Source organism: Streptomyces sp. NPDC060205, assembly GCF_042728395.1.
In the GTDB taxonomy this organism is placed as follows: Bacteria; Actinomycetota; Actinomycetes; order Streptomycetales; family Streptomycetaceae; genus Streptomyces.
This window is the reverse complement of record NZ_JBHWZP010000148.1, coordinates 1-22,773: the sequence shown is the minus strand read 5'-3', so window position 1 is coordinate 22,773 and position 22,773 is coordinate 1. Positions and strand designations below refer to the sequence as shown.

General features: G+C 70.7%; 17 protein-coding genes. 8 read left to right on the top strand and 9 right to left on the bottom strand.

Annotation, left to right across the window (positions count from 1 at the left end; translation table 11 throughout):
• Positions 1-15: 15 nt before the first annotated feature.
• The 4 genes from ACFWGJ_RS24620 to ACFWGJ_RS24605 form a co-directional block, all read right to left on the bottom strand.
• Positions 16-2,049, bottom strand: a complete 2,034-nt coding sequence (locus ACFWGJ_RS24620; protein WP_387328272.1) for a sulfatase — start codon at positions 2,047-2,049, stop codon at positions 16-18.
• Positions 2,050-2,218: 169 nt separating this feature from the next.
• Positions 2,219-3,793: an acyl-CoA synthetase gene (locus ACFWGJ_RS24615; protein ID WP_387328269.1), complete on the bottom strand. Its 1,575-nt coding sequence runs from the start codon at positions 3,791-3,793 to the stop codon at positions 2,219-2,221.
• A 189-nt stretch (positions 3,794-3,982) separates the two neighbouring features.
• Positions 3,983-5,551 carry an acyl-CoA synthetase gene (locus ACFWGJ_RS24610; RefSeq protein WP_387328266.1) on the bottom strand — a complete coding sequence of 523 codons (1,569 nt, stop codon included), beginning with the start codon at positions 5,549-5,551 and terminating at the stop codon, positions 3,983-3,985.
• On the bottom strand, positions 5,548-6,657 hold the full coding sequence (locus tag ACFWGJ_RS24605; protein WP_387328263.1) for an NAD(P)H-dependent flavin oxidoreductase: 1,110 nt from the start codon (positions 6,655-6,657) through the stop codon (positions 5,548-5,550). Before ACFWGJ_RS24605 ends, ACFWGJ_RS24610 begins: the two co-directional genes overlap by 4 nt.
• A 181-nt stretch (positions 6,658-6,838) precedes the next feature.
• Between ACFWGJ_RS24605 and ACFWGJ_RS24600 the strand changes: the two genes are divergently transcribed.
• Entirely contained in the window at positions 6,839-8,644 is a 1,806-nt protein-coding gene (locus ACFWGJ_RS24600; RefSeq protein WP_387328261.1) for a serine hydrolase, read from the top strand.
• A gap of 317 nt (positions 8,645-8,961) precedes the next feature.
• Here the strand turns inward: ACFWGJ_RS24600 and ACFWGJ_RS24595 are convergent, their stop codons facing one another.
• From ACFWGJ_RS24595 to ACFWGJ_RS24585, 3 genes are all read right to left on the bottom strand, one after another.
• Positions 8,962-10,524 (bottom strand): phytoene desaturase family protein, encoded by a 1,563-nt coding sequence (locus tag ACFWGJ_RS24595; protein WP_387328258.1) that lies wholly within the window; start codon positions 10,522-10,524, stop codon positions 8,962-8,964.
• Positions 10,525-10,788: 264 nt separating this feature from the next.
• Positions 10,789-13,125 carry a tetratricopeptide repeat protein gene (locus ACFWGJ_RS24590; protein WP_387328255.1) on the bottom strand — a complete coding sequence of 779 codons (2,337 nt, stop codon included), beginning with the start codon at positions 13,123-13,125 and terminating at the stop codon, positions 10,789-10,791.
• Positions 13,126-13,185: 60 nt separating this feature from the next.
• Positions 13,186-14,058: an oxygenase MpaB family protein gene (locus tag ACFWGJ_RS24585; RefSeq protein WP_387328251.1), complete on the bottom strand. Its 873-nt coding sequence runs from the start codon at positions 14,056-14,058 to the stop codon at positions 13,186-13,188.
• A gap of 140 nt (positions 14,059-14,198) precedes the next feature.
• Here ACFWGJ_RS24585 and ACFWGJ_RS24580 point away from each other — a divergent pair, with 140 nt between their 5' ends.
• From ACFWGJ_RS24580 to ACFWGJ_RS24560, 5 genes are read left to right on the top strand one after another with little or no spacing between them, the layout of a single operon-like run.
• The gene (locus ACFWGJ_RS24580) at positions 14,199-15,716 is read left to right on the top strand and encodes a toluene monooxygenase (protein WP_387328248.1); all 1,518 of its coding nucleotides are present in this window, start codon (positions 14,199-14,201) and stop codon (positions 15,714-15,716) included.
• Positions 15,717-15,771: 55 nt separating this feature from the next.
• The gene (locus ACFWGJ_RS24575; protein ID WP_387328245.1) at positions 15,772-16,020 is read left to right on the top strand and encodes a toluene-4-monooxygenase system B family protein; all 249 of its coding nucleotides are present in this window, start codon (positions 15,772-15,774) and stop codon (positions 16,018-16,020) included.
• Positions 16,017-16,388, top strand: coding sequence for a Rieske 2Fe-2S domain-containing protein (locus ACFWGJ_RS24570; RefSeq protein WP_387328242.1), 372 nt, complete (start codon positions 16,017-16,019; stop codon positions 16,386-16,388). Before ACFWGJ_RS24575 ends, ACFWGJ_RS24570 begins: the two co-directional genes overlap by 4 nt.
• Positions 16,389-16,398: 10 nt before the next feature.
• Positions 16,399-16,710, top strand: coding sequence for an MmoB/DmpM family protein (locus tag ACFWGJ_RS24565; RefSeq protein ID WP_387328239.1), 312 nt, complete (start codon positions 16,399-16,401; stop codon positions 16,708-16,710).
• Between the two features lie 45 nt (positions 16,711-16,755).
• Entirely contained in the window at positions 16,756-17,769 is a 1,014-nt protein-coding gene (locus ACFWGJ_RS24560; RefSeq protein WP_387328236.1) for a hypothetical protein, read from the top strand.
• Positions 17,770-17,816: 47 nt separating this feature from the next.
• On the opposite strand, the gene ACFWGJ_RS24555 is transcribed toward ACFWGJ_RS24560, so the two are convergent.
• On the bottom strand, positions 17,817-19,007 hold the full coding sequence (locus tag ACFWGJ_RS24555; RefSeq protein ID WP_387328233.1) for an acyl-CoA dehydrogenase family protein: 1,191 nt from the start codon (positions 19,005-19,007) through the stop codon (positions 17,817-17,819).
• A 108-nt stretch (positions 19,008-19,115) separates the two neighbouring features.
• Positions 19,116-19,529: a four-helix bundle copper-binding protein gene (locus tag ACFWGJ_RS24550; protein ID WP_387328230.1), complete on the bottom strand. Its 414-nt coding sequence runs from the start codon at positions 19,527-19,529 to the stop codon at positions 19,116-19,118.
• 273 nt (positions 19,530-19,802) lie between these two features.
• On the opposite strand from ACFWGJ_RS24550, the gene ACFWGJ_RS24545 reads away from it, so the two are divergent.
• Together ACFWGJ_RS24545 and ACFWGJ_RS24540 are read left to right on the top strand one after the other, a co-directional pair.
• On the top strand, positions 19,803-21,047 hold the full coding sequence (locus ACFWGJ_RS24545; RefSeq protein ID WP_387328227.1) for a right-handed parallel beta-helix repeat-containing protein: 1,245 nt from the start codon (positions 19,803-19,805) through the stop codon (positions 21,045-21,047).
• Between the two features lie 282 nt (positions 21,048-21,329).
• The gene (locus ACFWGJ_RS24540) at positions 21,330-22,670 is read left to right on the top strand and encodes an AbfB domain-containing protein (RefSeq protein ID WP_387328275.1); all 1,341 of its coding nucleotides are present in this window, start codon (positions 21,330-21,332) and stop codon (positions 22,668-22,670) included.
• The last annotated feature ends 103 nt before the right edge of the window (positions 22,671-22,773 follow it).

Sequence of the window (22,773 nt, the reverse complement as noted above, 5' to 3'; positions counted from 1 at the left end):
CCACATGCGTGTGGGCTACGGGTGGGGTGTCGAGCCGTACGCCGTCAGGAAGCGGTCGCGGAAGGAGTCCATCCGCCAGACCGGGGCCGTGTCGTCGGGCTTGAGGCCCTCCGTCCAGTTCCAGTCGTCGATCTTGTCGAGTACGGACTTGTCGTGGGCGACGATCGACACCGGCACGTCCCGGCTGGCGTGGTCGCCGCTCACCCTGGCCAGGGGCTGGTGGTCGCCCAGGAAGACCAGCACGGTGTTCTTGTCGCCGTACTTGACGACGTAGTCGATGAGGCTGGTCACGGAGTACTCGACGGACTTGCCGTACTCCTCCTTGACCTTGGTCGAGTCGTAGAAGACGTCCGCGGGCTTCTTGCCCTCCTTCTGGATGTCCTTGTAGACCGAGCCGTCGCCGACCTCGTCCCAGGGGATCGTCCTGGGGATCGGCGCCCAGGGCTGGTGGCTGGAGGTCAGGATGATCTCCGACATCAGCGGCTTGTCGCGCTTCTTGCCGTGCTCAAGGCGCTGGTAGGCGCTGAGGGCGTACTGGTCGGGCATGGTCGACCAGCTGAACTTGGGTCCCTTGTAGCCGAGTTCCCGTGAGTCGTAGACGTTGTCGAGGCCGTAGAACGAGCCCTCGGGCCAGCTCTTCTGGACGCCGGGCATGATGCCCACGGTCCGCCAGTCGCCGGTGCGCTGGAAGGCGCCGGTGAGCGTCAGGTGGTCGCCGGCGGTGACGGTGCGGTAGCGGGCCTGGTTGCTGATCCACAGTCCGGACAGGAACGTGGAGTGCCCGAGCCAGCTGCTGCCGCCGTACGTGGCCGAGGTGAGCCAGCCGCTCTCGGCCGCGTAACCGGCCTCGGTCAGCTCGGCCGTCTTGGCGTCGAGCACGGCGTCGACCCCGGGCGCCATGACCGGGTCCTCGATGGCGCTGCGGCCGTAACTCTCGATGAACGCGAAGATGACGTCCTTGCCGCGCAGATCGGGGACGAGCTGGTCCGGCGGCGTCTTCGCGAACTTGTCCTTCTTGGCGATCTTGGCGAACTCCGCCTCGTCCTTGAGGGTCGCCTGCACCCGGTCCACCCGGTTCTGGACGGCTCCCGCGGTGCTGCGGGCCGCGAACTGCACCCCCGCGAACTGCACGCCGAGCGCCGAGCAGGCCACCCAGACCGTGCCGGCGACCAGCGTGGCACGGGTCGCCCGGCCGCTCTGGCGGGCCAGCAGGTTGGCGAGCCGGACGACGGAGAGCGCCATCAGCGCGAAGATGGCGACGACGAGCACGATGACCGCGATGACGACGCCGACCGCGCCGGTCTTGCCCATCGAGTCCTCAAGGTACGTCCGGGCGTCGTCGAACAGGACCCAGTCGAGTACGAGGTTGAAGCCGCGTCCGAGGAATTCGTTGAAGCCGAGGTCGAGGAGGTTCAGGACGGTCATCGCGCCCAGGCTCAGACCGGCGAGGACGGCCGTGATCAGCCTCAGCGTCTTCGGCAGGACCATGAGGACGGCCGCGCCGAAGATCGCCTCCACCGGCAGCCGGAGGAACACGGCCGGCCGGAAGCGGTCGGGGTCGTTCGGCATGAGCAGCGCGAAGAGCACGAGCAGGGCGGCGAGGGTGGTGACCGTGTAGGTCACGGTCCGGGCGGCGCCGGGGTGCTTGGCGCGCCAGCCGCGGGGGGCGGGGGGTGCCTCCGACGTCCCGCCGGCGTCGGGGACGGCGGGCGCGTTCTCGCCGGCGTCCGGGGACGTGCCCTCGCCTGCGACGTCGGGGGTGTCCTCGCCTGCGGTCGCGCGGGCTTCCCCGACGGCGGACGCATCCGCGTCGGTGGATATGTCCGCCTCGGCGGGTGTCGCCGCGTCCTGCCCGGCGGAGGCCTCTTCGCCCGCGGCCTCGGCCGGGGCGACGGCCGCGCCGATCGGCGGCTCCGCAGTCCCGGCGGGCGTCCCGGCCTCGTCGGCGGTGGCCGGGTCCGGCTGTTCGGCGGCCGGCTCCGCGTTTCCTGCGGGCGTGTCCGCCTTCTTCGCGGGCGTGCTGTCCGCCGGAGGCGCTGCCTCGGGCATCTCGGGTTCCTTCGGGGTTGTCCGGTCCAGGTCCGGCAACTGGTGAGAGTTCGTGGTGCTAGACAACCCGAAGGTCCTTCCGTGCGAAACCCTGTGGTGGCTGGGCGGACCAGGCTCGGGTGGCCGGACCGCCATAACGTAACTGGTACGGCCCACCAGCGGGTTCAGTTCAGTGGGCCGGGGGTTCGCCCGGCAAAGATTCGGTCACCGGCGAGTCAAGGTCACCAGGGGCCGCCGGCTGGGAATCCTCCCCGAACCGGTCCCGCAGCTCCCGCTTGAGGATCTTCCCGCTCGCGTTGCGCGGCAGCTCGTCCACGAACACCACCCGCTTGGGCGCCTTGAAGTGGGCGAGCTTCTCCCGGGCGTGGGCGAGCAGTTCGTCCTCCGTGACCTCGCCTCGGCGTACGACGACCGCGGTGACGGCCTCGATCCACCGCTCGTCCGGGAGGCCGACCACCGCGGCCTCGGCCACCTCGGGGTGGGTGTAGAGCGCGTCCTCGACCTGCCGTGAAGCGACGAGTACGCCCCCGGAGTTGATGACGTCCTTCACCCGGTCGACGACGGTGTAGTACCCCTCGGCATCCCGCACCACGAGATCCCCGGAGTGGAACCAGCCGTCCCGGAAGGCCTCGGCCGTCTCCTCGGGCTTGTCCCAGTAGCCCTCGCAGAGCTGCGGCGACCGGTAGACGACCTCACCGGAGGTGCCGTCGGGCACGTCCTTGCCGTCCTCGTCGACCACTCGCGCGTCCACGAAGAGCACCGGACGCCCGCAGGAGTCCATCCGCTTCTTCCTGTGCTCGTGCGGCCCCAGCACCATGGACAGCGGGCCGATCTCGCTCTGGCCGAAGCAGTTGTAGAAGGCCAGCTTCGGCAGCCGGGCCCGCAGCCGTTCCAGTACGGGCACCGGCATGATCGACGCCCCGTAGTACGCCTTGCGCAGTCCGCTCAGGTCGCGGGTCGCGAAGTCGGGGCGGTTCGACAGACCGATCCACACGGTGGGCGGCGCGAAGAGGCTGTCCGCCCGGCCGGCCTCCACGAGGTCGAACAACTGGTCCCCGTCGGGGGCGTCGAGGATGGTGTTGGAGGCGCCGACCGCGAGGTACGGCAGCAGGAACACGTGCATCTGCGCCGAGTGGTAGAGCGGCAGCGAGTGCACGGGCAGATCGCCCGCACTCAGGTCGAGGGCGGTGATCGCGCTCAGGTATTCGTGCACCAGCGCGCGATGGGTCAGCATCGCGCCCTTGGGCAGGGCTGTCGTGCCCGAGGTGTAGAGCAGCTGCACCAGGTCCTCGGTGCGCGGCTCGGGGCCGTCGTAGGCGGGCGTCGACTCCAGCCGGGCGAGCAGCGAGTCCTCGGCGTCACGCAGCGGCAGCACCCGTACGCCGTCGGGGAGCCGGTCCGCGAGGTCCGGGTCGGCCAGGACCAGTGTGCTGCCCGACTGACCGACGATGTACGCGAGATCGTCGCCGGTGAGGTTCTGGTTCACCGGCACATGGACGAGCCCGGCGCGGGCGCAGGCCAGGAAGCCGATGAGGTACGCGTCGGAGTTGTGCCCGTAGGCGCCGACGCGGTCGCCCGGCACGAGTCCCGAGGAGCGCAGGACCCCGGCCGCGCGGGAGACGGCCTCGTCGAGTTCGGCGTAGGTCCAGGTGCGTTCGCGGTAGGTGACCGCGAGGCGGGCCGGGGTGCGCCGGGCGGTGCGTCGCAGCACCCCGTCAACCGTGCTGCCGTGTCCAGGCGTCATGGGACTTGATCCTGGTTCCGTCCAGGTCGCAGGTCAAGCCGGGCGGCACGGGCTCCGGAACGGGCGGTGTGGACGGTCTCTTGTGGCATGGGACCACACAGGGCCGGAGCACATGTGGTCCCCTTCCTCGTGGCATGGGGCCACATGGCGCCGGACCACATGGCACCGGACCACATCCGCGCCGAGGCCTCACACCGGTCGCGTACGACCCTCCCAGTACGGGTCCCGTAGCCGTCGTTTGTACAGCTTCCCGTTCGGGTCGCGCGGCATCGTATCGATGAAGTCGACGCTCCCCGGGCGCTTGTACCCGGCGAGTTGCTGCGCGCAGTGTTCGAGGATCCGGGCGGCCAGCGCCTCGCCCGCCTCGAAGCCGGGAGCGGGTTCGACGACCGCCTTCACCGCCTCGCCCCAGTCGTCGTGCGGGATCCCGAAGGCGGCCGCGTCGGCGACGGCGGGGTGGGTGAGGAGCGCGGCCTCGATCTCGGCGGGATAGATGTTGACCCCGCCCGAGATGATCATGTCGATCTTGCGGTCGCGGAGGAAGAGATAGCCGTCCTCGTCGAGAAATCCCAGGTCGCCGACGGTGAAGAAGTCCCCGATGCGGTTCTTCCTCGTCTTGGTCTCGTCCTTGTGGTACGAGAATCCGCCGGTGCTCATCTTCATGTAGACGGTGCCGAGTTCACCGGGCGGCAGCCGGTTCCCGTCGTCGTCGAAGACGGCGAGTTCGCTGATCGGCCAGGCCTTGCCGACCGTGCCGGGCTTCTTCAGCCAGTCCTCGGCGGTGGCGAAGGCCCCACCGCCCTCACTGGCCGCGTAGTACTCCTCGACGCTGTCGCCCCACCACTCGATCATGGCCCGTTTCACGTGGTCCGGGCAGGGGGCGGCACCATGGATGGCGTGCCGCATGGACGACACGTCGTACGCCTCTCTGGTGTGTTGCGGCAACGCCAGCAGGCGGTGGAACTGGGTCGGCACCATATGGGTGTGGGTGCACTGATGGGTGTCGATGAGCCGGAGCATCTCCTCGGGCGTCCACTTGTCCATCAGCACCAGCCGGTGGCCGATGTGCAGGGACGCGCCCGCGAACTGCAGGACCGCCGTGTGGTAGAGCGGCGAGCACACCAGATGCACATTGCCGTCGAACGGCTTGATCCCGAAGATGCCGAGGAAACCGCCGAGATACGTCTCCTCGGGGAGCTTGCCGGGCAGCGGGCGGCGTATGCCGCGCGGACGCCCCGTGGTGCCGGAGGTGTAGTTCATGACCCAGCCGAGTGTCCGGTCCGCGGGCACGGTGCCGGGCTGCCCGTCGAGGAGGTCGCCGTACGGCCGGAACCCCTCGATCGCACCGGCCGCACCGGCCGTGCCGACCGCGTACCGCCGGTCCGCGGGGAGCTTCGCCTCGTCGGCCGCGTGGCGCGCCGCGGCGCCGAACCGCTCGTGCGCGATGAGCGCCCTGGCCCCGGAGTCGGCGACGATCCAGGCGATCTCGGGGCCGACCAGATGGTGGTTGACGGGCACGAGGTAGAAGCCGGCCTGGGAGGCGGCGAGATAGACGGTGAGGAACTCGACGCCGTTGGGCAGCACGACGGCGAAGGAGTCGCCGCGTTCGAGTCCGGCGGCGCGCAGTCCGTGGACCAGGCGGTTGGCCTCGGCGTGCAGCCGTCCGGCGGTCCACTCCTCGCCGTCGGTCGCGACGAGCACGACGCGTTCGGGGTCGGCGGTGGCCTGGGACCAGAAACCGTTGGGGGGCTGGCTCACTCGTGGCTCCTTCCGGCGATGCGGTCGAGTCGGTCCACGGCCTCCTCGAAGCCGCGGGTGAGGTCGTCGACGACCTCCTGGACGGCCCGTTCACTGTTCATGCGGCCGACGATCTGTCCCACAGGTGTGCCGAGCAGGGGTTCCACCTCGTGCTTCTGGATCCGTGAGAGCGCCTCGGCGACCAGGAGTCCCTGCAGCGGCATGGGAAGCGTGCCGGGGCCGTTCGGGTCGTCCCAGGCATCGGTCCACTCGGTGCGCAGCTGCCGTGCGGGTTTCCCGGTCAGCGCGCGCGAGCGGACCGTGTCGCCCGACCCGGCGGCGAGGAGTTTCCGGGTCACGGCGCGCGAGTGCATATCGGCCTCTGTGGTGGTCAGCCATATGGAGCCGAGCCACACACCCTGGGCGCCGAGTGTGAGCGCGGCGGCCATCTGCTGTCCGCTGCCGATGCCCCCCGCGGCGAGCACGGGCAGGGGTGCCACGGCTTCGACGACCTCGGGGGTGAGCACCATGGAGCCGATCTCGCCGGTGTGGCCGCCGCCCTCGTAGCCCTGGGCGACGACGATGTCGATGCCCGCCTCGGCGTGCTTGCGCGCGTGCCGGGCGCTGCCCGCGAGGGCGGCGACGAGCACGCCCTTCTCGTGGGCGCGCTCGATGACGTCGGCGGGCGGCGAGCCGAGCGCGTTGGCCAGCAGCTTGATCGGATAGTCGAAGGCGACGTCCAGCTGGGTGCGGGCGACCTGTTCCATCCAGCCGCTGATCCGCCAGCCGGAGGCCTCGCCCTCGTCGAGTTCGGGGACTGCGTACTTGGCCAGGGTGTCCCTGACGTACTGGCGGTGGCCCTCGGGGATCATCGCCTCGACGTCGGCCTCGGTGACACCCTCGACCTTCTTGGCGGGCATGACGACATCCAGCCCGTACGGCATCGAGTCGACGTGTGCCTCGATCCAGTCGAGGTCCCGTTTGAGCTCGTCGGGGTCGGTGTAGCGGACCGCGCCGAGCACACCGAATCCACCGGCCCGGCTGATGGCAGCGGCGACGGCGGGGAACGGCGTGAAGCCGAAGAGGGCGTGCTCGACTCCCAGTTTCTTGCTCAGCTCCGTCTGCATGGGCGCAGGATGCCGCAGTCCTGTGGACGAGGGAAGACCTTTTCTGATGACCCGTCAGTTTTTTGGACCGCGTACGAGTCGGGGCGCCACCGTTGACACCGCCCTCCTCTGACACAAAAGTTTCACCGGGCACAGTGCGGGCGGAAAGATATTTTCAGGCGGTGCGACGGGAGGCTCTTCAATGGCATCGATGTCATCGACGGGGGACAGAGCGGGCAGCGGGCCGACCCGCCGTCAAGTGGGGCGAGGTCTGACGGCGTTGGGAGGCGCGTTGATCCTGGCGCCTCTGCCCGCGGCATCGGCGGCGCCCGGCCCGGCGAAGAGCGACGGAGCCGGCCACCAGCACCCGACCCTGCGCCATGGCTCCGCCGAACGCGCCGGTCTGCTCCCCGGCCCGCTGCGCCAACTCGTCACCGACGCACAGACGTTCCTCGCCCCCTCCCCCAAGTACCCCTGGTTCGCGGGTGCCGTGCTGCTCGCGGGCCGCGGCGGTACGGTCGCGCTGCACGAGCCGATCGGCAAGGCGGTGCGCTACTCGGCGTACCACGAGAAGACCGACACCGCCGTGGAGTTCCCCGCGGAGCGGCAGATCGCGATGGCCGAGGACACGGTCTTCGATCTCGCCTCGGTGTCCAAGCTGTTCACGTCGATCCTCGCCGTGCAGCAGATCGAGCGCGGCACGCTGGAGCTTGAGGGCAAGGTCGCCTCGTACCTCCCCGACTTCGCCGGCGCGGGCAAGCAGGACATCACGATCCGCCAACTGCTCACCCACACCTCGGGGTTCCGTGCCTGGATCCCGCTCTACAGCGCGCCGACGTACGAGGAGAAGCTCCAGCTCATCTGGAAGGAGGCACCTCTCAACGCGCCGGGTACCGAGTACCTCTACTCGGACCTCAATCTGATCTCGCTGCAGCTGGTCATGGAGAAGATCACCGGACGCGCCCTGGACGTCCTGCTCCGCACCGAGATCACCGCGCCGCTCGGCATGCACCGCACCCGCTACAACCCGCCGGCCTCCTGGAAGCCGAAGATCGCCGCCACCGAGGACGCCCGCAAGCCGTGGTCCGGGCTCGACCGGGGGCTCGTATGGGGCGAGGTGCACGACGAGAACGCGTACAGCCTGGGCGGTGTCGCAGGACACGCCGGTGTCTTCTCCACCGCGTGGGACCTGGCGGTCCTCGGCCGGACGCTGCTCAACGGCGGGGTGTACGGGAGGGCGCGCATCCTGGAGCCCGCGTCCGTGGACCTGATGTTCACCGACTTCAACACGGCCTTCCCGGGCGACGAGCACGGTCTCGGGTTCGAGCTCTACCAGCACTGGTACATGGGCGCGATGGCCACTCCGCGCACCGCGGGGCACACGGGCTTCACGGGGACGTCGCTCGTCCTCGACCCGACGACCGACTCGTTCCTCGTCCTCCTCGGCAACTCCGTCCATCCGGTGCGCAGTTGGCGCTCCGGTTCGGCTCCCCGGGTCGCCGCCGCCAACAATTTGGCGCGCGCTGTTCCGGTCCGGCCCGCGCGGGGGCGTACGGCCTGGTTCTCCGGCATGGCGACCGCGGCCTCCGCGACGCTGACGCTGCCCGCGCTGGACGTGGGCACCGGCGGGCGGCTGCGGTGCGCGCTGTGGTGGGACACCGAACCGCAGGCCGACGCGCTTTTCCTGGAGTCGTCGGCGGACGGCGGGGAGACGTGGCGGGCGGTGCCGTTCACGACCGTCCGCGACGGCGAGGAGCCCGCCGGGCATCCCGCCGGGTCGGTGACCGGCTGGTCCGGCCGGGTGTGGCACCGCGTCGGCGCGGACCTTCCCGCTGCCGCGCGGCTCGTCCTGCGGTGGCGGTACACGACGGACCGGCTGTACGTGGGGCGCGGCGCGTACGTGGACGCGCTGCGGGTCGGTGACGACGGGCGTGTCCTGTTCGACGACGGCCGTCCGGCGGACTCGGCGCGCGTCGAGGCCGTGGGGTGGGTGGCGTCCTCGGACTGAGCGTACGGAGGGGGCGGCCCGGGCCCCATGAACTGCAGCCGCGTCCGCCGTCAGTCCATCCGTAGCGGATGCGGCTGCGGGTCGGCGGGGGTTGCTCGCGCCGTTCCCCGCGCCCCTCAAACCGCCCCCGCCGCCGACCCATCCGTCGCAGATGCGACTGCGGGTCGGCGGGGGTGGCCCGCGCCGTTCCCCGCGCCCCTCAACCCGCCCCCGCCGCCAGCCCATCCGTCGCAGATGCGACTGCGGGTCGGTGGGGGTTGCCCGCGCCGTTCCCCGCGCCCCTGAACCGCCGCCGGCCCCGCGCCTCTCAGGCGGCGCTACGGGGCTTCCAGGAGGGCCATTGCGGCGTTGTGGCCGGGGACTCCGCTCACGCCTCCGCCGCGTACCGCGCCCGCGCCGCAGAGGAGGATGTTGGGGTGGGCGGTCTCGACGCCCCAGCGGCCCGTCTCCTCCTGGGTGTGCGGGAAGGCGAGGTCGCGGTGGAAGATGTTGCCGCCGGGGAGCCGCAGATCGCGTTCCAGGTCGAGGGGGGTCTTGGCCTCGATGCACAGGCGGCCGTCCCCGTCGGTCGCCAGGCAGTCGACGATCGGTTCGACGAGGTGTGCGTCCAGTTGCGCGAGGGTCGACTTCAGCAGTTCGCGGCGTACGCCGTCGTTGTCCTCGGCGAAGAGCCGGGCCGGAGTGTGCAGGCCGAAGAGGGTGAGCGTGTGGTAGCCCTGCTGTTGCAGGTCGGGGCCCAGGATCGTGGGGTCGGTCAGCGAATGGCAGTAGATCTCGGAGGGCGGCGCCTCGGGCAGCACACCGGACGAGGCCTGCGCGTGCGCGGTCGCCAGCTGCTCGTACCCCTCGGCGATGTGGAAGGTCCCGGCGAAGGCCTCGCGCGGGTCGACGGAGGTGTCGCGTAGCCGGGGCAGCCGCTTCAGGAGCATGTTGACCTTGAGCTGGGCGCCCTCGGCGGGGGTGGGCGGTTCGTCGCCGGTCAGCCGTGCGAGTTCCTGCGGGGAGGCGTTGACGAGCACGTGCCGGGCGGCGACGGTTCCCTCGCCGTCGGCGGTCCGGTAGGTGACCTCGGCGGCGCGTCCGTCGGTCTCCACCCGCAGCACCTCGTGTCCGGTGGCGAGGACCGCGCCGGCGTTGCGGGCGGCGGTGGCCAGCGCGTGGGTGAGGGCGCCCATGCCGCCGACCGGGACGTCCCAGGCTCCGGTGCCGCCGCCGATCACGTGGTAGAGGAAGCAGCGGTTCTGTCGCAGGGTCGGGTCGTGGGCGTCGGCGAAGGTGCCGATGAGGGCGTCGGTGAGGACGACTCCGCGGACGAGGTCGTCGGCGAAGGTGTCCTCGACGGCGATCCCCAGCGGCTCCTCGAAGAGGATGCGCCAGGCGTCCTCGTCGTCGATGCGGCGGCGCAGCTCGTCGCGGGTGGGGAGCGGTTCGGTGAGGGTGGGGAAGACCTTCTTGGCGAGGCGGCCGGTCATGCCGTAGAAGCGCTGCCAGGCCTGGTACTCGCTGCCCGAGCCGGTGAGCTTGGCGAAGGCCTCCCGGGTGCGCCGCTCGCCGCCCCCGACGAGCAGTCCGGCGGGCCTGCCGCCGCGCTCGGTGGGGGTGTACGAGGACACGTTGCGGCCGCGGACCCGGAAGTCGAGGCCCAGATCCCGGACGATCTTCCGGGGCAGCAGACTGACCAGATAGGAGTAGCGCGACAGCCGGGCGTCGACCCCGGCGAACGGCCGCGTCGACACGGCGGCGCCGCCGGTGTTCGCCAGCCGCTCCAGAACGAGCACGGACTTCCCGGCGCGGGCCAGATAGGCGGCGGCCACCAGCCCGTTGTGCCCTCCGCCGACAATGACGACGTCGTGTTCCCGGTATCCCTCGTGAGCACCCATCCCCCTAGGTAACACACAAAGATCCACACCGACCACCCCCACACGCACCCGGCGGACCCCCATGTGGGGGCGCCCCGGCCCCTAAGGGCCGCGGGGAACTGCGCGACCAGCCACAGCCGGTCCGCACCCAAAAGAACCCGCCCGGCCCCCACCCACCCCAGGGGCGCGGGGAACTGCGCGACGAGCCCCCACCGGCCCGCACCCGAAGAACAACCGGGGGCCGGGGGGCGCAGCCCCACGTGAACCGAAAGACAGCCCGGTGCCTCACCAGGCCCCGGAAACCCGCTGCTGCCGCAGAGCAGCCACCCTCCGGTACAACGAAGCCGCCTCCCCCGCCCGCCCCAACTGCTCCAGACAGTGCGCCTCGTCATTCCGGCTGGCCAGCGCATCGGGATGGTCGGCGCCGAGCACCCGCTCACGCGCCCCGGCCACCTGCCGGTACTCCGCGAGCGCGTCCCCCCAGCGCCCGAGCCACCCGAGCCCGACGGCGACCTCGCGACGGCTCACCAGGGTGTCCGGGTGGTCGGGCCCGAGGACCCGCTCCCGGATGGCGCACACGTCACGGGACTCGGCGAGCGCCTCCTCCCACCGGCCGAGCCGCCCGAGGTTGACCCCGAGGCCGTGCCGGGCGCGCAGGGTCTCGGGGTGGGCGGGCCCGTGCACCCGGGTCCGGTCGTCGATCAGCCCCCGGTACAGCTCCAGGGCCTGCGTGCTGTGTCCGAGCCTGCCGAGGCTGATCCCGACCTCGTAGCGGGCGGCCAGCGTGTCCGGGTGGTCGGGCCCGAGGGCCTGCGCCCGCGCTCCGGCGACCTCCTGGTAGGTGCCCAGCGCCTCGGTCCACCGCCCCAACTGGCCCAGCGCGTAAGCGACTTCGTACCGGGTGACAAGGGTGTCGGGGTGGTTCGCGCCGAGCACCCGGGCGCGGGCCGCGGCCACGTCGCTCGCCATCCGGTACGAGTCCTCCAGGCGTCCGAGCCTGCTGAGGTTGAAGGCGAGGTTGTGGCGGCAGCGCAGGGTGTCCGGATGGTCGGGTCCCATGGCGCGTTCCCGGGTGGCGAGCACGCCCGTGTAGACCTGGTGCGCGTCGAAGTGACGCCCCAACTGGCCTAGTACGTAAGCCATTTCCTGGCGGGCGGCCAGGGTGTCCGGGTGCTCGGGTCCGAGCACGTGCTCCCTGGTGCGGGCCACGTGCGTGTACTCGCGCAGCGCGTCGGCGGGGCGGCCCGTGCGGCTGAGGGTGAAGCCGACCTCGTAGCGGCTGGCCAGGGTGTCGGGGTGCTCGGGACCCAGGGCGTGCTCGCGTTCGGCGGCGACGGCGCGGTGCACCTCGCCGGCCTCCTCCCAGCGGCTCAGCCGTCCCAGGCTCAGCCCCGCGTTGTGGCGGCCGGTGAGCGCGGTCAGCAACTCCGGTGCCGGTACGGGTCGTTCGGCGGGCAGCGGGTCAGGGGCGCCGCGCGTGTCGGTGCGGGCGATCCAGTCGCCGGTGAGGCCCGCGGCGGCGTCCGGCGGTGTGGCGCGCAGTCCCGCGCCGGTCCCGGTCGCCTTGTGCCCTGTGGTCATGCCGCGGGTCCAGGACGGCAGCCGTGCCTCGCGGGAGACGGGCCGCTCGGCCGTCCCGGGCCCGCCCGCCTCTTCAGGACGTACCGTCGCAGCGGGGCCTCCCGTCACGTCGGGCCACTCCCGCACCTCGGGCCACCTCACCGCCCCGGGCCGCGGGGGCGCCGACACCATGGTCGGCACATACGCCGGTGTGGTGCGGCCCGCGCCGATCCGGCGGCCCAGTTCGCGGGCGTCGTGCGGTCGCCGTCCGGGCTCCTTGGCCAGCAGGTCGAGGATGATCCGGTCCAGGAACTCGGGGAGTTCGGCGCGGTGGCTGCGCGGCGGCTCGGGCGCCGTGTCGCGGTGTCCGACGAGGACCGCCCACGCGTCGTCGAGGTCGAACGGCGGGACGCCGGTGGCGATCTCGTACAGGACGCAGCCGAAGGAGTAGAGGTCGCTGCGCTGGTCGACCTCGGTGCCGCCGATCTGCTCGGGCGACATGTAGTGCGGGGTGCCCATGGCGATGCCGGTGCCGGTGAGGCGTGAGGTGAAGCCGATGTCGTGGCCGAGGCGGGCGATGCCGAAGTCGCAGATCTTCACCGTGCCGTCGTCGAGCCGCATGATGTTGGCGGGCTTCAGATCGCGGTGCACGATGCCCTGCTGGTGGGTGTAGGCGAGGGCGGCGGCGACCTGTTCGGCGATGTCCACGATGTCGCCGACCGGCAGGGGATGCTGCTTGTTGTCCTCCAGGAGCTGGCTCAGATTGCGGCCGTCGAGCAACTCCATGACCAGGTACAGGACGCCGTCGGACTCGCCGAAGTCGTGGACGACGGTCACACCGCGGTGCTGGAGGGCCGCGGCCACCCGCGCCTCGCGCCGGAACCGCTCCCGCAGCACCCGTGTGAACGCGTTCTCCTGATGGTGCCCCAGCGGTTTGAGGCACTTGACGGCGACCTGTCTGCCCAGCGACTCGTCCCGCGCCCGCCACACCTCTCCCATGCCGCCTCGACCGATCAGGTCGAGCAATCGGTACCGGCCCTGGATGAGCCTGGTCTCCCCCATCTGCCGCGATCGCCCCCGTCGTCCGGACCCGCCCTCCCCTGGCCCGCCAAGTATGACGAGCTATGGTCCGACTTTGTACGGTGCGGGGCGCGAGCCGGGGCCGAGCCGTGACATGGCGCGGATAATGTGTTTGGGCGGCAGTTGCCAGCGCAGACGTGCGGGAACGCAGCGCAGTACGGTGCCGGTGAGGCGCAGCCGCCGGGTCACCGCCCGGGGCGACCGTACGGATCTTCCGTACAACTCATGGGCGTGGGGCGGCAGTGAGGCGTACGCGGTCTGCGCCACCCAGCGCCACAGCAGGGCCCGCGCCGGGACCAGCAGCGGGTGCACGGGCGGTCTGCGCAGGAAGTCGTCCACGTCCCGCGCCTCCGGGCCGGCGGCCAGTTCCGGGCGGACCTTCTCGAAGTACGCGGCCAGTTCTCCCTGGTCGGAGGGTACGTCGGCGGGGTCGAGGCCCACCAGTCGTGCGCTGACGCGGTGTTCGTCGATGTACCGGTCGGCCTGCGCGTCCGTGAGCCGCAGGCCGGAGCGGCGCAGGACGTGCAGATAGGAGTCGATCTCGGCGCAGTGGACCCACAGCAGCAGCGCGGGTTCGCCGACGCCGTAGCGTTCCCCCGTGCCGGGGTCGGTCGCCGTGAGCATCGTGTGGATCCTGCGCACGCGCGCACCGGCCTTCTCGGCCGCCTCCTTCGTGCCGTACGTGGTGGTGCCGACGAAGTGGGCCGTCCGCATCAGGCGGCCCCAGGCGTCCTTGCGGAAGTCGGAGTTCTGCATGACGCCGCGCACCGCGCGCGGGTGCAGTGCCTGGAGGTAGAGCGCGCGGACCCCGGCGACCCACATCATGGGGTCACTGTGCAGCTGCCAGGTCACGGAGTCCGGACCGAACAGCCCCGGATCGCCTGTGTGCCCCACACCTGTGTGCTCCCCATCCATGTGGTCAACCGTAACCGCCTTATGCGCTTATGGACTTGCATATGGCGCGGGCACCGTCGCGGTGATAGCCATGAGGGGACGTCACCGATCGGCACGAGCCGGTGGTACGAGCCGGCACCCCGTACGAAGGGAGACGGCACATGCCGCGTCTTGCCCGTTCCGAGTGGTACGACCTGACCCGTGACATGAACTGGTCCCTGTCCTACGTCAAGGAGGAGGAGGTCTGGCCGGCCGAGCTCTCCGACGGCTTCGGGCTGCCGGCCGAGGCGTGGTGGGTGTGGGACGAGCCGTACAAGGTCACGTACCCGGAGTACGTGCACAACCAGTACGGCAAGGACGCCGGTGTCTACGCGGTCAACGCCGTCATCGGGCGGTCGAAGGTGTACGAGCAGCTGGATCCGGGGTGGAAGTCGGCGATCATCGCGCACTACGGCGTGATCGCGATCCCGGAGTACCTGGCGAGTCTCGCGGAGTCCCGGATGGGCCGGTTCGGGCGCGCGGCGGCGTGGCGGAACATGGCGACGTTCGGCACCCTCGACGAGATGCGCCACGGCCAGATCCAGACCTATTTCCCCTACGGGCTGCTGGCCAAGGAGCCGCGGGCGGACTGGGCGCACAAGGCCCTGCACACGAACGAGTGGGGCGCGGTCGCCGCCCGCAGTCTGTTCGACGACATGTTCACCGCGAACGACGCGGTGTCCACGGCCGTCCAGCTGACCTTCACGTTCGAGACCGGGTTCACCAACCTGCAGTTCCTCGGGATGGCGGCGGACGCCATGAAGGTCGGGGACGTGGACTTCGGGGCGCTGATCTCCTCGATCCAGACCGACGAGGCCCGCCACTCCCAGCAGGGCGAACCGACCATCAAGCTCCTGGTGGAGCACGGCCGCAAGGATGTGGCGCAGCGGCTGGTGGACCACATGTTCTGGCGGTCGTGGCGGCTCTTCGCCCTGCTGACCGGGCTGTCGATGGACTACTACACGCCGCTGGAGCACCGCGGCCACTCCTTCAAGGAGTTCATGCAGGAGTGGATCTGCAAGCAGTTCCTGGACCAGTTCCGTGACTTCGGCCTGGAGAAGCCCTGGTACTGGGACGAGCACTTCCTGCCCGAACTCGACTGGTACCACCACGCCCTGCAGCTCGGCATCTGGTACTGGCGCCCGACCGTGTGGTGGAACCCCGACGCGGGGGTCGCTCCCGAGGAGCGGGAGTGGCTCGAAGAGAAGTACCCGGGCTGGCAGGACACCTTCGGCGGGCACTGGGACGTCATCGCCGCGAACCTCCGGGCGGGCCGTCCGGAGGCCACCCTGCCCGAGACGTTCCCCATGATCTGCAACCTGTGCCACGTCCCGGTGGTCGCTCCCGCCGGATACCGGGCGGGCAAACTCGCCGGCCCGCTACCGAGGATCCTCGACCGGAACGGGCGCCGGTACGTCTTCTGCTCCGCACCCTGCCAGTGGGTCTTCGAGCAGGCTCCCCAGCGGTTCCAGGGGCACACCACCGTCATCGACCGGTTCCTAGGCGGGCAGATCCAGCCGCCGACGATGGAAGGCGCGCTGGCCTACATGGGGCTTTCGCCCGAGGAGATGGGCCGGGACGCCACCGACTACGCCTGGGCGCACGCCGCGCCGCACGACCGCACCGCCGCCCACGGCTGACACCGGGGCCGACGACCGGGACGGAACCGAGGGGAACGGAAGGGAAGACTCGACGATGGCGCTGTTTCCTCTGCAGGCCCTGTTCGACGGGGACCTGGTGGTGCTGCTGGTACCGGTGGACGACGGGGACCCGATGACCGTGGTCGCCGACAAGGTGGCCCACCATGTGGTCGACCGCCGTGTGGCCGCGCAGGACCGGCCGCTGCGGGTCCGGCACGACGGGAGGACGCTGCCCGACGACGCCACCGTGGTGAGCGCGGGCGTGCGGCCACTGGACGTGGTGGTCGTGGGGTACGCGTCATGAGTGACGATCCGGTGCGGTGGTTCGACGTGCCGGAGGCCGAGGGGCTCTGGGAGGGCGATCTCGTGGAGGCCGAGGTGGCCGGTGAGCGGGTGCTCGTCGTCCACCACGTCGACGGATCCTTCGCCGCGTACCAGGGGGTCTGCCCGCACCAGGAGTTCCCGCTCGCCCACGGCAAGTGGGACGAGGAGGAGAACACTCTCACCTGCGCCGGACACGGCTGGGAGTTCGACCTGAGCTCCGGCGCGGGCATCAACCCGTCCGGCTGCCGGCTCCACCGGTACGCGATCCGGGCCACCGACGCGGGCGCCGTACTGATCGGCATTCCGCAGGACGGCGAGGCCCATCACCACAGCTCCCGAGAAGCGTGAGGACGAGACGATGACCGTGTCCGGCACCAGCGCCGACAAGCGGGTGGGACCCGTGATCCGCGGCATCGACGGCGATCTCGCCGACGCCGTGGCCGCCGCGATCGAGCAGGACAATCCCGGCGCCGAGGTGGCGGTTGACGATCAGGGCGGATACGTACGGATCAGTGTTCCCCGGCGGTGCGTGCTGACCCGCGCCAGCCTGGAGGAGGAGCTGGGCCGGGCGTTCCCGCTGAGTGAACTGGAGCCCGCGCTGGCGGCGTTCGCCGGGCGCCTCAAGCAGACCGAGGAGCAGTTGGTCTGGTACCTGGAGAGGCAGGACTGAGCGATGACCGGTGCGGCGAACAGGCGACAGCAGAGGACCTGGAGCATGTTCGGGGACGTCCGGCGCAGGCCGACGCCCTACGAGGTGGTCACCGGCAGGTTCCACTACCACTTCCGGCGCGATCCGGTGCCCTTCGAGATGGACCCCGAGTGGACCCTGAACCGGTGGTACCTCGCGCACCGGGAGGGGTCGCCCTTCCAGGTGGACGACTGGGAGGGCTTCCGCGACCCCGCGAAGCTGACGTATCGCGACTATGTGGCGCTCCAGCACGACCGCGAGATCTATCTGGACGCCCTCGTCGACCGGTACGAGGGGAACGGGACGGCGGCGACGCCGGGGGCCGGACAGGCGGACCCCGGACGGCCCGACCCCGGACCAGCCGACCCCGGCTGGGTGGACACGTTACGGACGCTGTTCGTCCCCTTGCGCTTCCCGCTGCACGTGCTGCAGATGGTCGCCCTGTACGTCGGGCAGATGGCGCCCTCGTCGTACATCACCAACTGCGCCCACTTCCAGGCCGCCGACGAGATGCGGCGGATCCAGCGGATCGCCTACTGGACCCGGGTGCTGGCCGACGCGTACGGCGACGACCTGGCGCGGACCGCCACCGCCCGCCGGGCCTGGGAGGACGGCCCCGCCTGGCAGCCGCTGCGGCAGACCCTGGAACACCTCCTGATCGCGTACGACTGGGGTGAGGCCTTCGCCGGGCTCAACCTCGCGGTCAAACCCGCCGTCGACACCCTCGTCAACGACGTGTTCGGGCAGGTGGCCGAGGCCAACGGGGACCGTTTCCTCGCCGAGTTGTGCACCGAGTTCGCCAGGGACGCGCGCCGCAGCCAGGACTGGACGCAGGCACTGACCGGGTACGCGCTCGAACGGCGGCCGGAGCTGGCCGGGGTGCTCGACGGCTGGGTGACGAAGTGGCGCCCTCGCGCCGACGAGGGCGTGGAAGGCCTGGCGGCGTTGTTCGCCGCCGCGCCCCGGCCGCTCGCCGCCGCCGACGTCACCGCGCGCGTCCGCGAGGTCCACGACGAATTCCTCGTCGGCACCTCCATCTGACGTCCATTTGAAGGCACCTGCATCTGACGGGACCGCCCACGGATCGGCTAGCGCCGCACCCTCGGCATCCCCAGCCCGATCCACGAGATGATCTCGCGCTGGATCTCGTTGTTGCCGCCGCCGAAGGTGAAGATGACGGCCGAGCGGTAGCCGCGCTCCAGATCGCCGTGCAGGACCGCGCCCGCCGAGCCGTCCTTGAGGGCGCCCGCGGTGGCGACGACCTCCATGAGCCAGGCGTACGCGTCACGGCGGGCCTCGGACCCGTACACCTTGACCGCGGAGGCGTCCTGCGGGGTGAGGGTGCCTTCCTGAACGGCATTCACCATCTGCCAGTTGAGGAGTTTCATCGCGTCGAGCCTGATGTGGGTCCGGGCGAGGGTCCGGCGCACCCAGGGCAGGTCGACGACGCGGCGGCCGTCGGCGAGTTTGGTCTCCATCGCCCAGCGCTGTACGTCGTGCAGGGCGCGGATGGCCATGGTGCCGTGGGCGGCGAGCGTGACGCGCTCGTGGTTGAGCTGGTCGGTGATCAGCCGCCAGCCCTTGTTCTCCTCGCCGACGCGCCGGGAGGCGGGGACGCGGATGTTCTCGTAGTAGCTGGCGGTGGTGTCGTGGGAGGCGAGGGTGTTGATGAGCGTGCAGGAGTAGCCGGGGTCGGAGGTCGGCACGAGGAGCATGGTGATGCCCTTGTGCGGCGGCGCGTCGGGGTCGGTGCGCACGGCGAGCCACACCCAGTCGGCCGTGTCGCCGTTCGTCGTCCAGATCTTCTGCCCGTCGACCGTGTAGTGGCCGCTGTCGACGTCTCCCTCCCTGACCGCCCGCGTCTTCAGGGCGGCCAGGTCCGTGCCCGCGTCGGGCTCGCTGTAGCCGATCGCGAAGTCGATCTCGCCGGAGAGGATCCCCGGCAGGAAGTACTCCTTCTGCTCGTCCGTGCCGAACTTCATGATGGTCGGACCGACCGTGTTCAGCGCCATCAGCGGCAGCGGTACGCCGGCCTGGGCGGCCTCGTCGAAGAAGATGAACTGCTCCATCGGCGTCAGCCCGCGTCCGCCGTACTCCTTCGGCCAGCCGACGCCCAGCCAGCCGTCGGAGCCCAGCCGGCGGATGGTGTCACGGTAGAAGCGCTTCTGCGCGGCCGGGTCGGCGTACCGGGCATGCACGTCGTCCGGTACGAGTTCGGCGAAATAGGCGCGCAGTTCGGTGCGCAACCGCTGCTGCTCCGGCGTGTATTCGAGATGCACGGCGCCTCCCTGGTTCCCCGACCCGCTGCCGCGGGCGCCCGGACCTGACGGCGCACACCGTAGAACGTGTTCCAGAAATAGGGAATGCCGGCGACGCGGCCGGGTGGGTCACCGCAGCCGGGCGAGGAATTCCGTACAGGCTCGGGCGCAGTCGCGGCAGGCCTGAGCGCTCTCCTCGGAACCGGAACCGGAACCGGAGCCGAAACCGGAGCCGGAACCCGAGCCGGAGTCGAGGTCGAAGACCTGCGCGGTTTCCAGGCATACGGTGCGGCACCACTCGACCTGGGAGCGCATGGCGTCCTCGGACTGGGTGACCTGCTCCGCCAGGAGACGGCAGGTCGCGTCGCAGACCTCCGTGCACAGGATGCCCTTGCGCCGGATCAGCTGCTGATCCTCGGGACCGTCGATGTCAGCGAGGCTCGCCCGCAGGGCACACGCCCTCGCGCACTCGGTGCAGGCCTGCGCGCAGGCGAACCGGTCCTCAAGGAAACGAACGAGTTCCTGAAGCTCTGTTACTGACACATGGTCCGGGTAGCCGGACGCCGCCGCGCCAAACCCGGCGAAAACAACCGCGCCGCGAGTGGCCGGGGATGTCCAGCGGGTCGGGGATTGCCGAAGTTATTGACGTGGTCACGACCGCGCTCTACGTTCTGACCGGCTCACCGAACCTCGTTCGATATATCGGCACCTCTCTCCGCAGACTCCCCTCTCCGCAGACTCGACTCTCGGCAACCAACCCGGTGCGGGCGACCACTGATCCGCGACAACGTACGGATCGGCAGACAAGGAGGCCTCGTGCGCACTGCGGGCATGCTCACAGGGACAGCACTGAGTGCCGTACTGGCGACGGTGGTGACCCCGGCTCAGGCGACAGCGGCACCGGCCGCTCCCGCCGCATCGACCGCACCGACTGCGGTGACCGCGGCGACCATCGTGGTGGCGGTCGACGGCGACGACTCCGCCGCGGGCACACTCGGACAACCGCTGCGGACCATCCAGAAGGCCGTCGACAGGGCGAAGCCGGGTGACGTCATCGCCGTGCGCGGCGGCACCTACACCCTGACCGACAACATCACCGTCACCACTTCGGGAACGGCGTCGCAGCCGATCTCCCTGGGCGCCCACCAGGGCGAACGGGTCGTCATCGACGGCGAACAGCTGCCGGCCAGTCATACACCGGTCGGCGGCAGCATCCCGCGCGCCGAGCGTGGTGCCGTCCACCAGGAGGCCTCGTACTGGAGGGTGTCCGGTCTGGAGATCGTCAACGGGCCGTACGGCTATTACTGCGACGGCTGCAACAACAACGTGTTCTCCGGTCTCACCACGCACGACAACTACGAGTCCGGCTTCCAGCTCCAGGGCGCCTCGGCGGGCAACCAGATCCTGAACCTGGACAGCTACGGCAACCGCGATCCCCGCAAGAACGGCGAGAGCGCCGACGGGCTGGCCGTCAAGGAGGGCAGCGGGAGCGGCAACATCGTGCGGGGCGCGCGGCTGTGGAACAACGTGGACGACGGTTACGACGCCTGGAAGTTCACCTCGCCGGTCGTGGTGGAGAACACCGTCGCGTACGGAAACGGCTACAACCGCTGGGGCTTTCCCGACTTCGCGGGCGACGGCAACGGCTTCAAGCTGGGCGGCGGGAGCCCGGCCCCGGCGGTGGCCCACACCCTGCGCAACTCGGTCGCGTACCGGAACGCGGCGCACGGCGTCACCGACAACGGCAATCCCGGTGCGCTCGCCCTGAGCCGCAACACGACGTTCCGCAACACGGGCACGGGCTTCGACGCGGACGGCTCGGGCGGGACGGCGGTCCTCACCGCCAACCTCTCCGTCGCGGACTCCCGGGCCGCCGCCCTCGGCCCCACGACCACGTCCTCGGGCAACTCCTGGGATCTGGGCGGCACCTGGGGCGAATCATCGGTCGTGAGCACGGACCCGGGCGCCCTCACCGGCCCGCGCGCATCCGACGGCTCACTCCCTCCGGCACCGGACTTCCTGGTCCCACGGGACGGCACGCCGATCGGCGCCAGGTTCTGAACCGGCCGCCTGAACCGCCCTCCTGAACCACCGCACCCGAACCACCTCGTGGGCCCCGGGACGGACGACCCCGGAGTCCACGAGGTCCGCACCACCAGCCCCACCAGCCCCACCAGCCCCACCAGCCCCACCGCACCACGAACGGCAGGCACGCGTCCCCTAGGAGAGCCGCACATGATCACGACAGACAGACCCGCCGGATTCCCCGGATCCGCCCCGACGCCGGACACGACCGGTACGCCCCGGCCCTTCACTCCCTCGCGCCGCAGCCTGTTGCGGGCCATGGCCGCCGTGCCGGTCTCGGCCCTCGCCGTGGGCGGGCTGCCGGGCCTGCTCGGTTCGGCCACGGCTGCGGCGCCGCCCAGCGGCTCCGCCACCCGCTACACCATCGTGCCGTTCCTCAACAGCAACGACGGCACGGTGAACGTCTACCAGTCGGACGACGCGACGGACTTCCGGCTCCTCAAGGCCTCCGCGTACACCCCGCCGGCGAACCGGATCCGGGACGCCAGCATCTTCAAGCACACCGACGGCTACTACTACATCACCTACACCACCCACACCTGGCAGGACACCAGCACCACCATCGGCTTCGCCCGCAGCTCGGACCGGAGCAACTGGACGTTCCTGTACGACTATCCGGTCCCCATCACCAATCTCTCGCGCGCGTGGGCGCCGGAGTGGTTCGTCGACAGCGACGGCAGTGTGAACATCCTGGTGTCCTGCTCGACCGCCAACGACGAGTGGATCTTCACCCCGTACCGGCTGCGGGCCACCAACTCGGGCCTCACGGCGTGGAGTTCACCGGTCGCCCTGTCCGGCATCGGCACCAACCACATCGACACGTTCGTGGTGCGGACCGGCTCGACGTACCACGCCTTCACGAAGAACGAGACGTCGAAGTACATCGAGTACGCCACGGCCGGCGCGCTCACCGGGCCGTACACCATCAGCCGGACCGGCAACTGGGCGGGCTGGGGCGGCACCCGGGAGGGCGCCGCGCTGATCCAGCTCGACAACGGCGCGTGGCGGATCTTCTTCGACGGGTACGGCGACGGCAGTTACTACTACAGCGACAGCTACGACACGTTCGCCACCTGGAGCGCGCCCCGGGCTCTGCCGGGCATCTCCGGTACCGCGCGCCACTTCACCGTGATCAAGGAGACGGTGTCCGGCGGGGTGAGCCTGCCGACGGGCGTGACCCGTTCGCTCCGGTCGGGCAACTACACCACCCGCTACTGGCAGGAGCAGTCCGCCCTGCTCAACCTTCCCGTGGTGACCTCGTCCAGCACCGCGGCGGAGAAGCAGGCGTCCACGTTCACGATCGTGGCGGGTCTCGCCGACGGGAACGGTTACTCCTTCCGCAACGCCGCCGGCAACTACCTGCGGCACTGGGACTTCCGGGGCCGTTTCGACGCGAACGACGGCTCGTCGACGTTCGCCAGGGACGCGACCTTCATCGCCCGTACGGGCAGCGCGAGCGGTTCGGTCCGGCTGGAGTCGTACAACTACCCCGGCCACTACCTGCGCCACTACAACTACCAGCTGCGCGTGGACGCATCGGACGGCACCGATCTCTTCCGGCAGGACAGTTCGTTCGTGGCCACGACCGCCTGGGCCTAGGGAAGCACGACGACCTCACGCCGGACACGCGTCCGGCGGCCGGGCGAACCTCCATGGGGGAAGAGAGGTCCGTCCGGCCGCCGGATGTCAGCGTGTCCAGGGG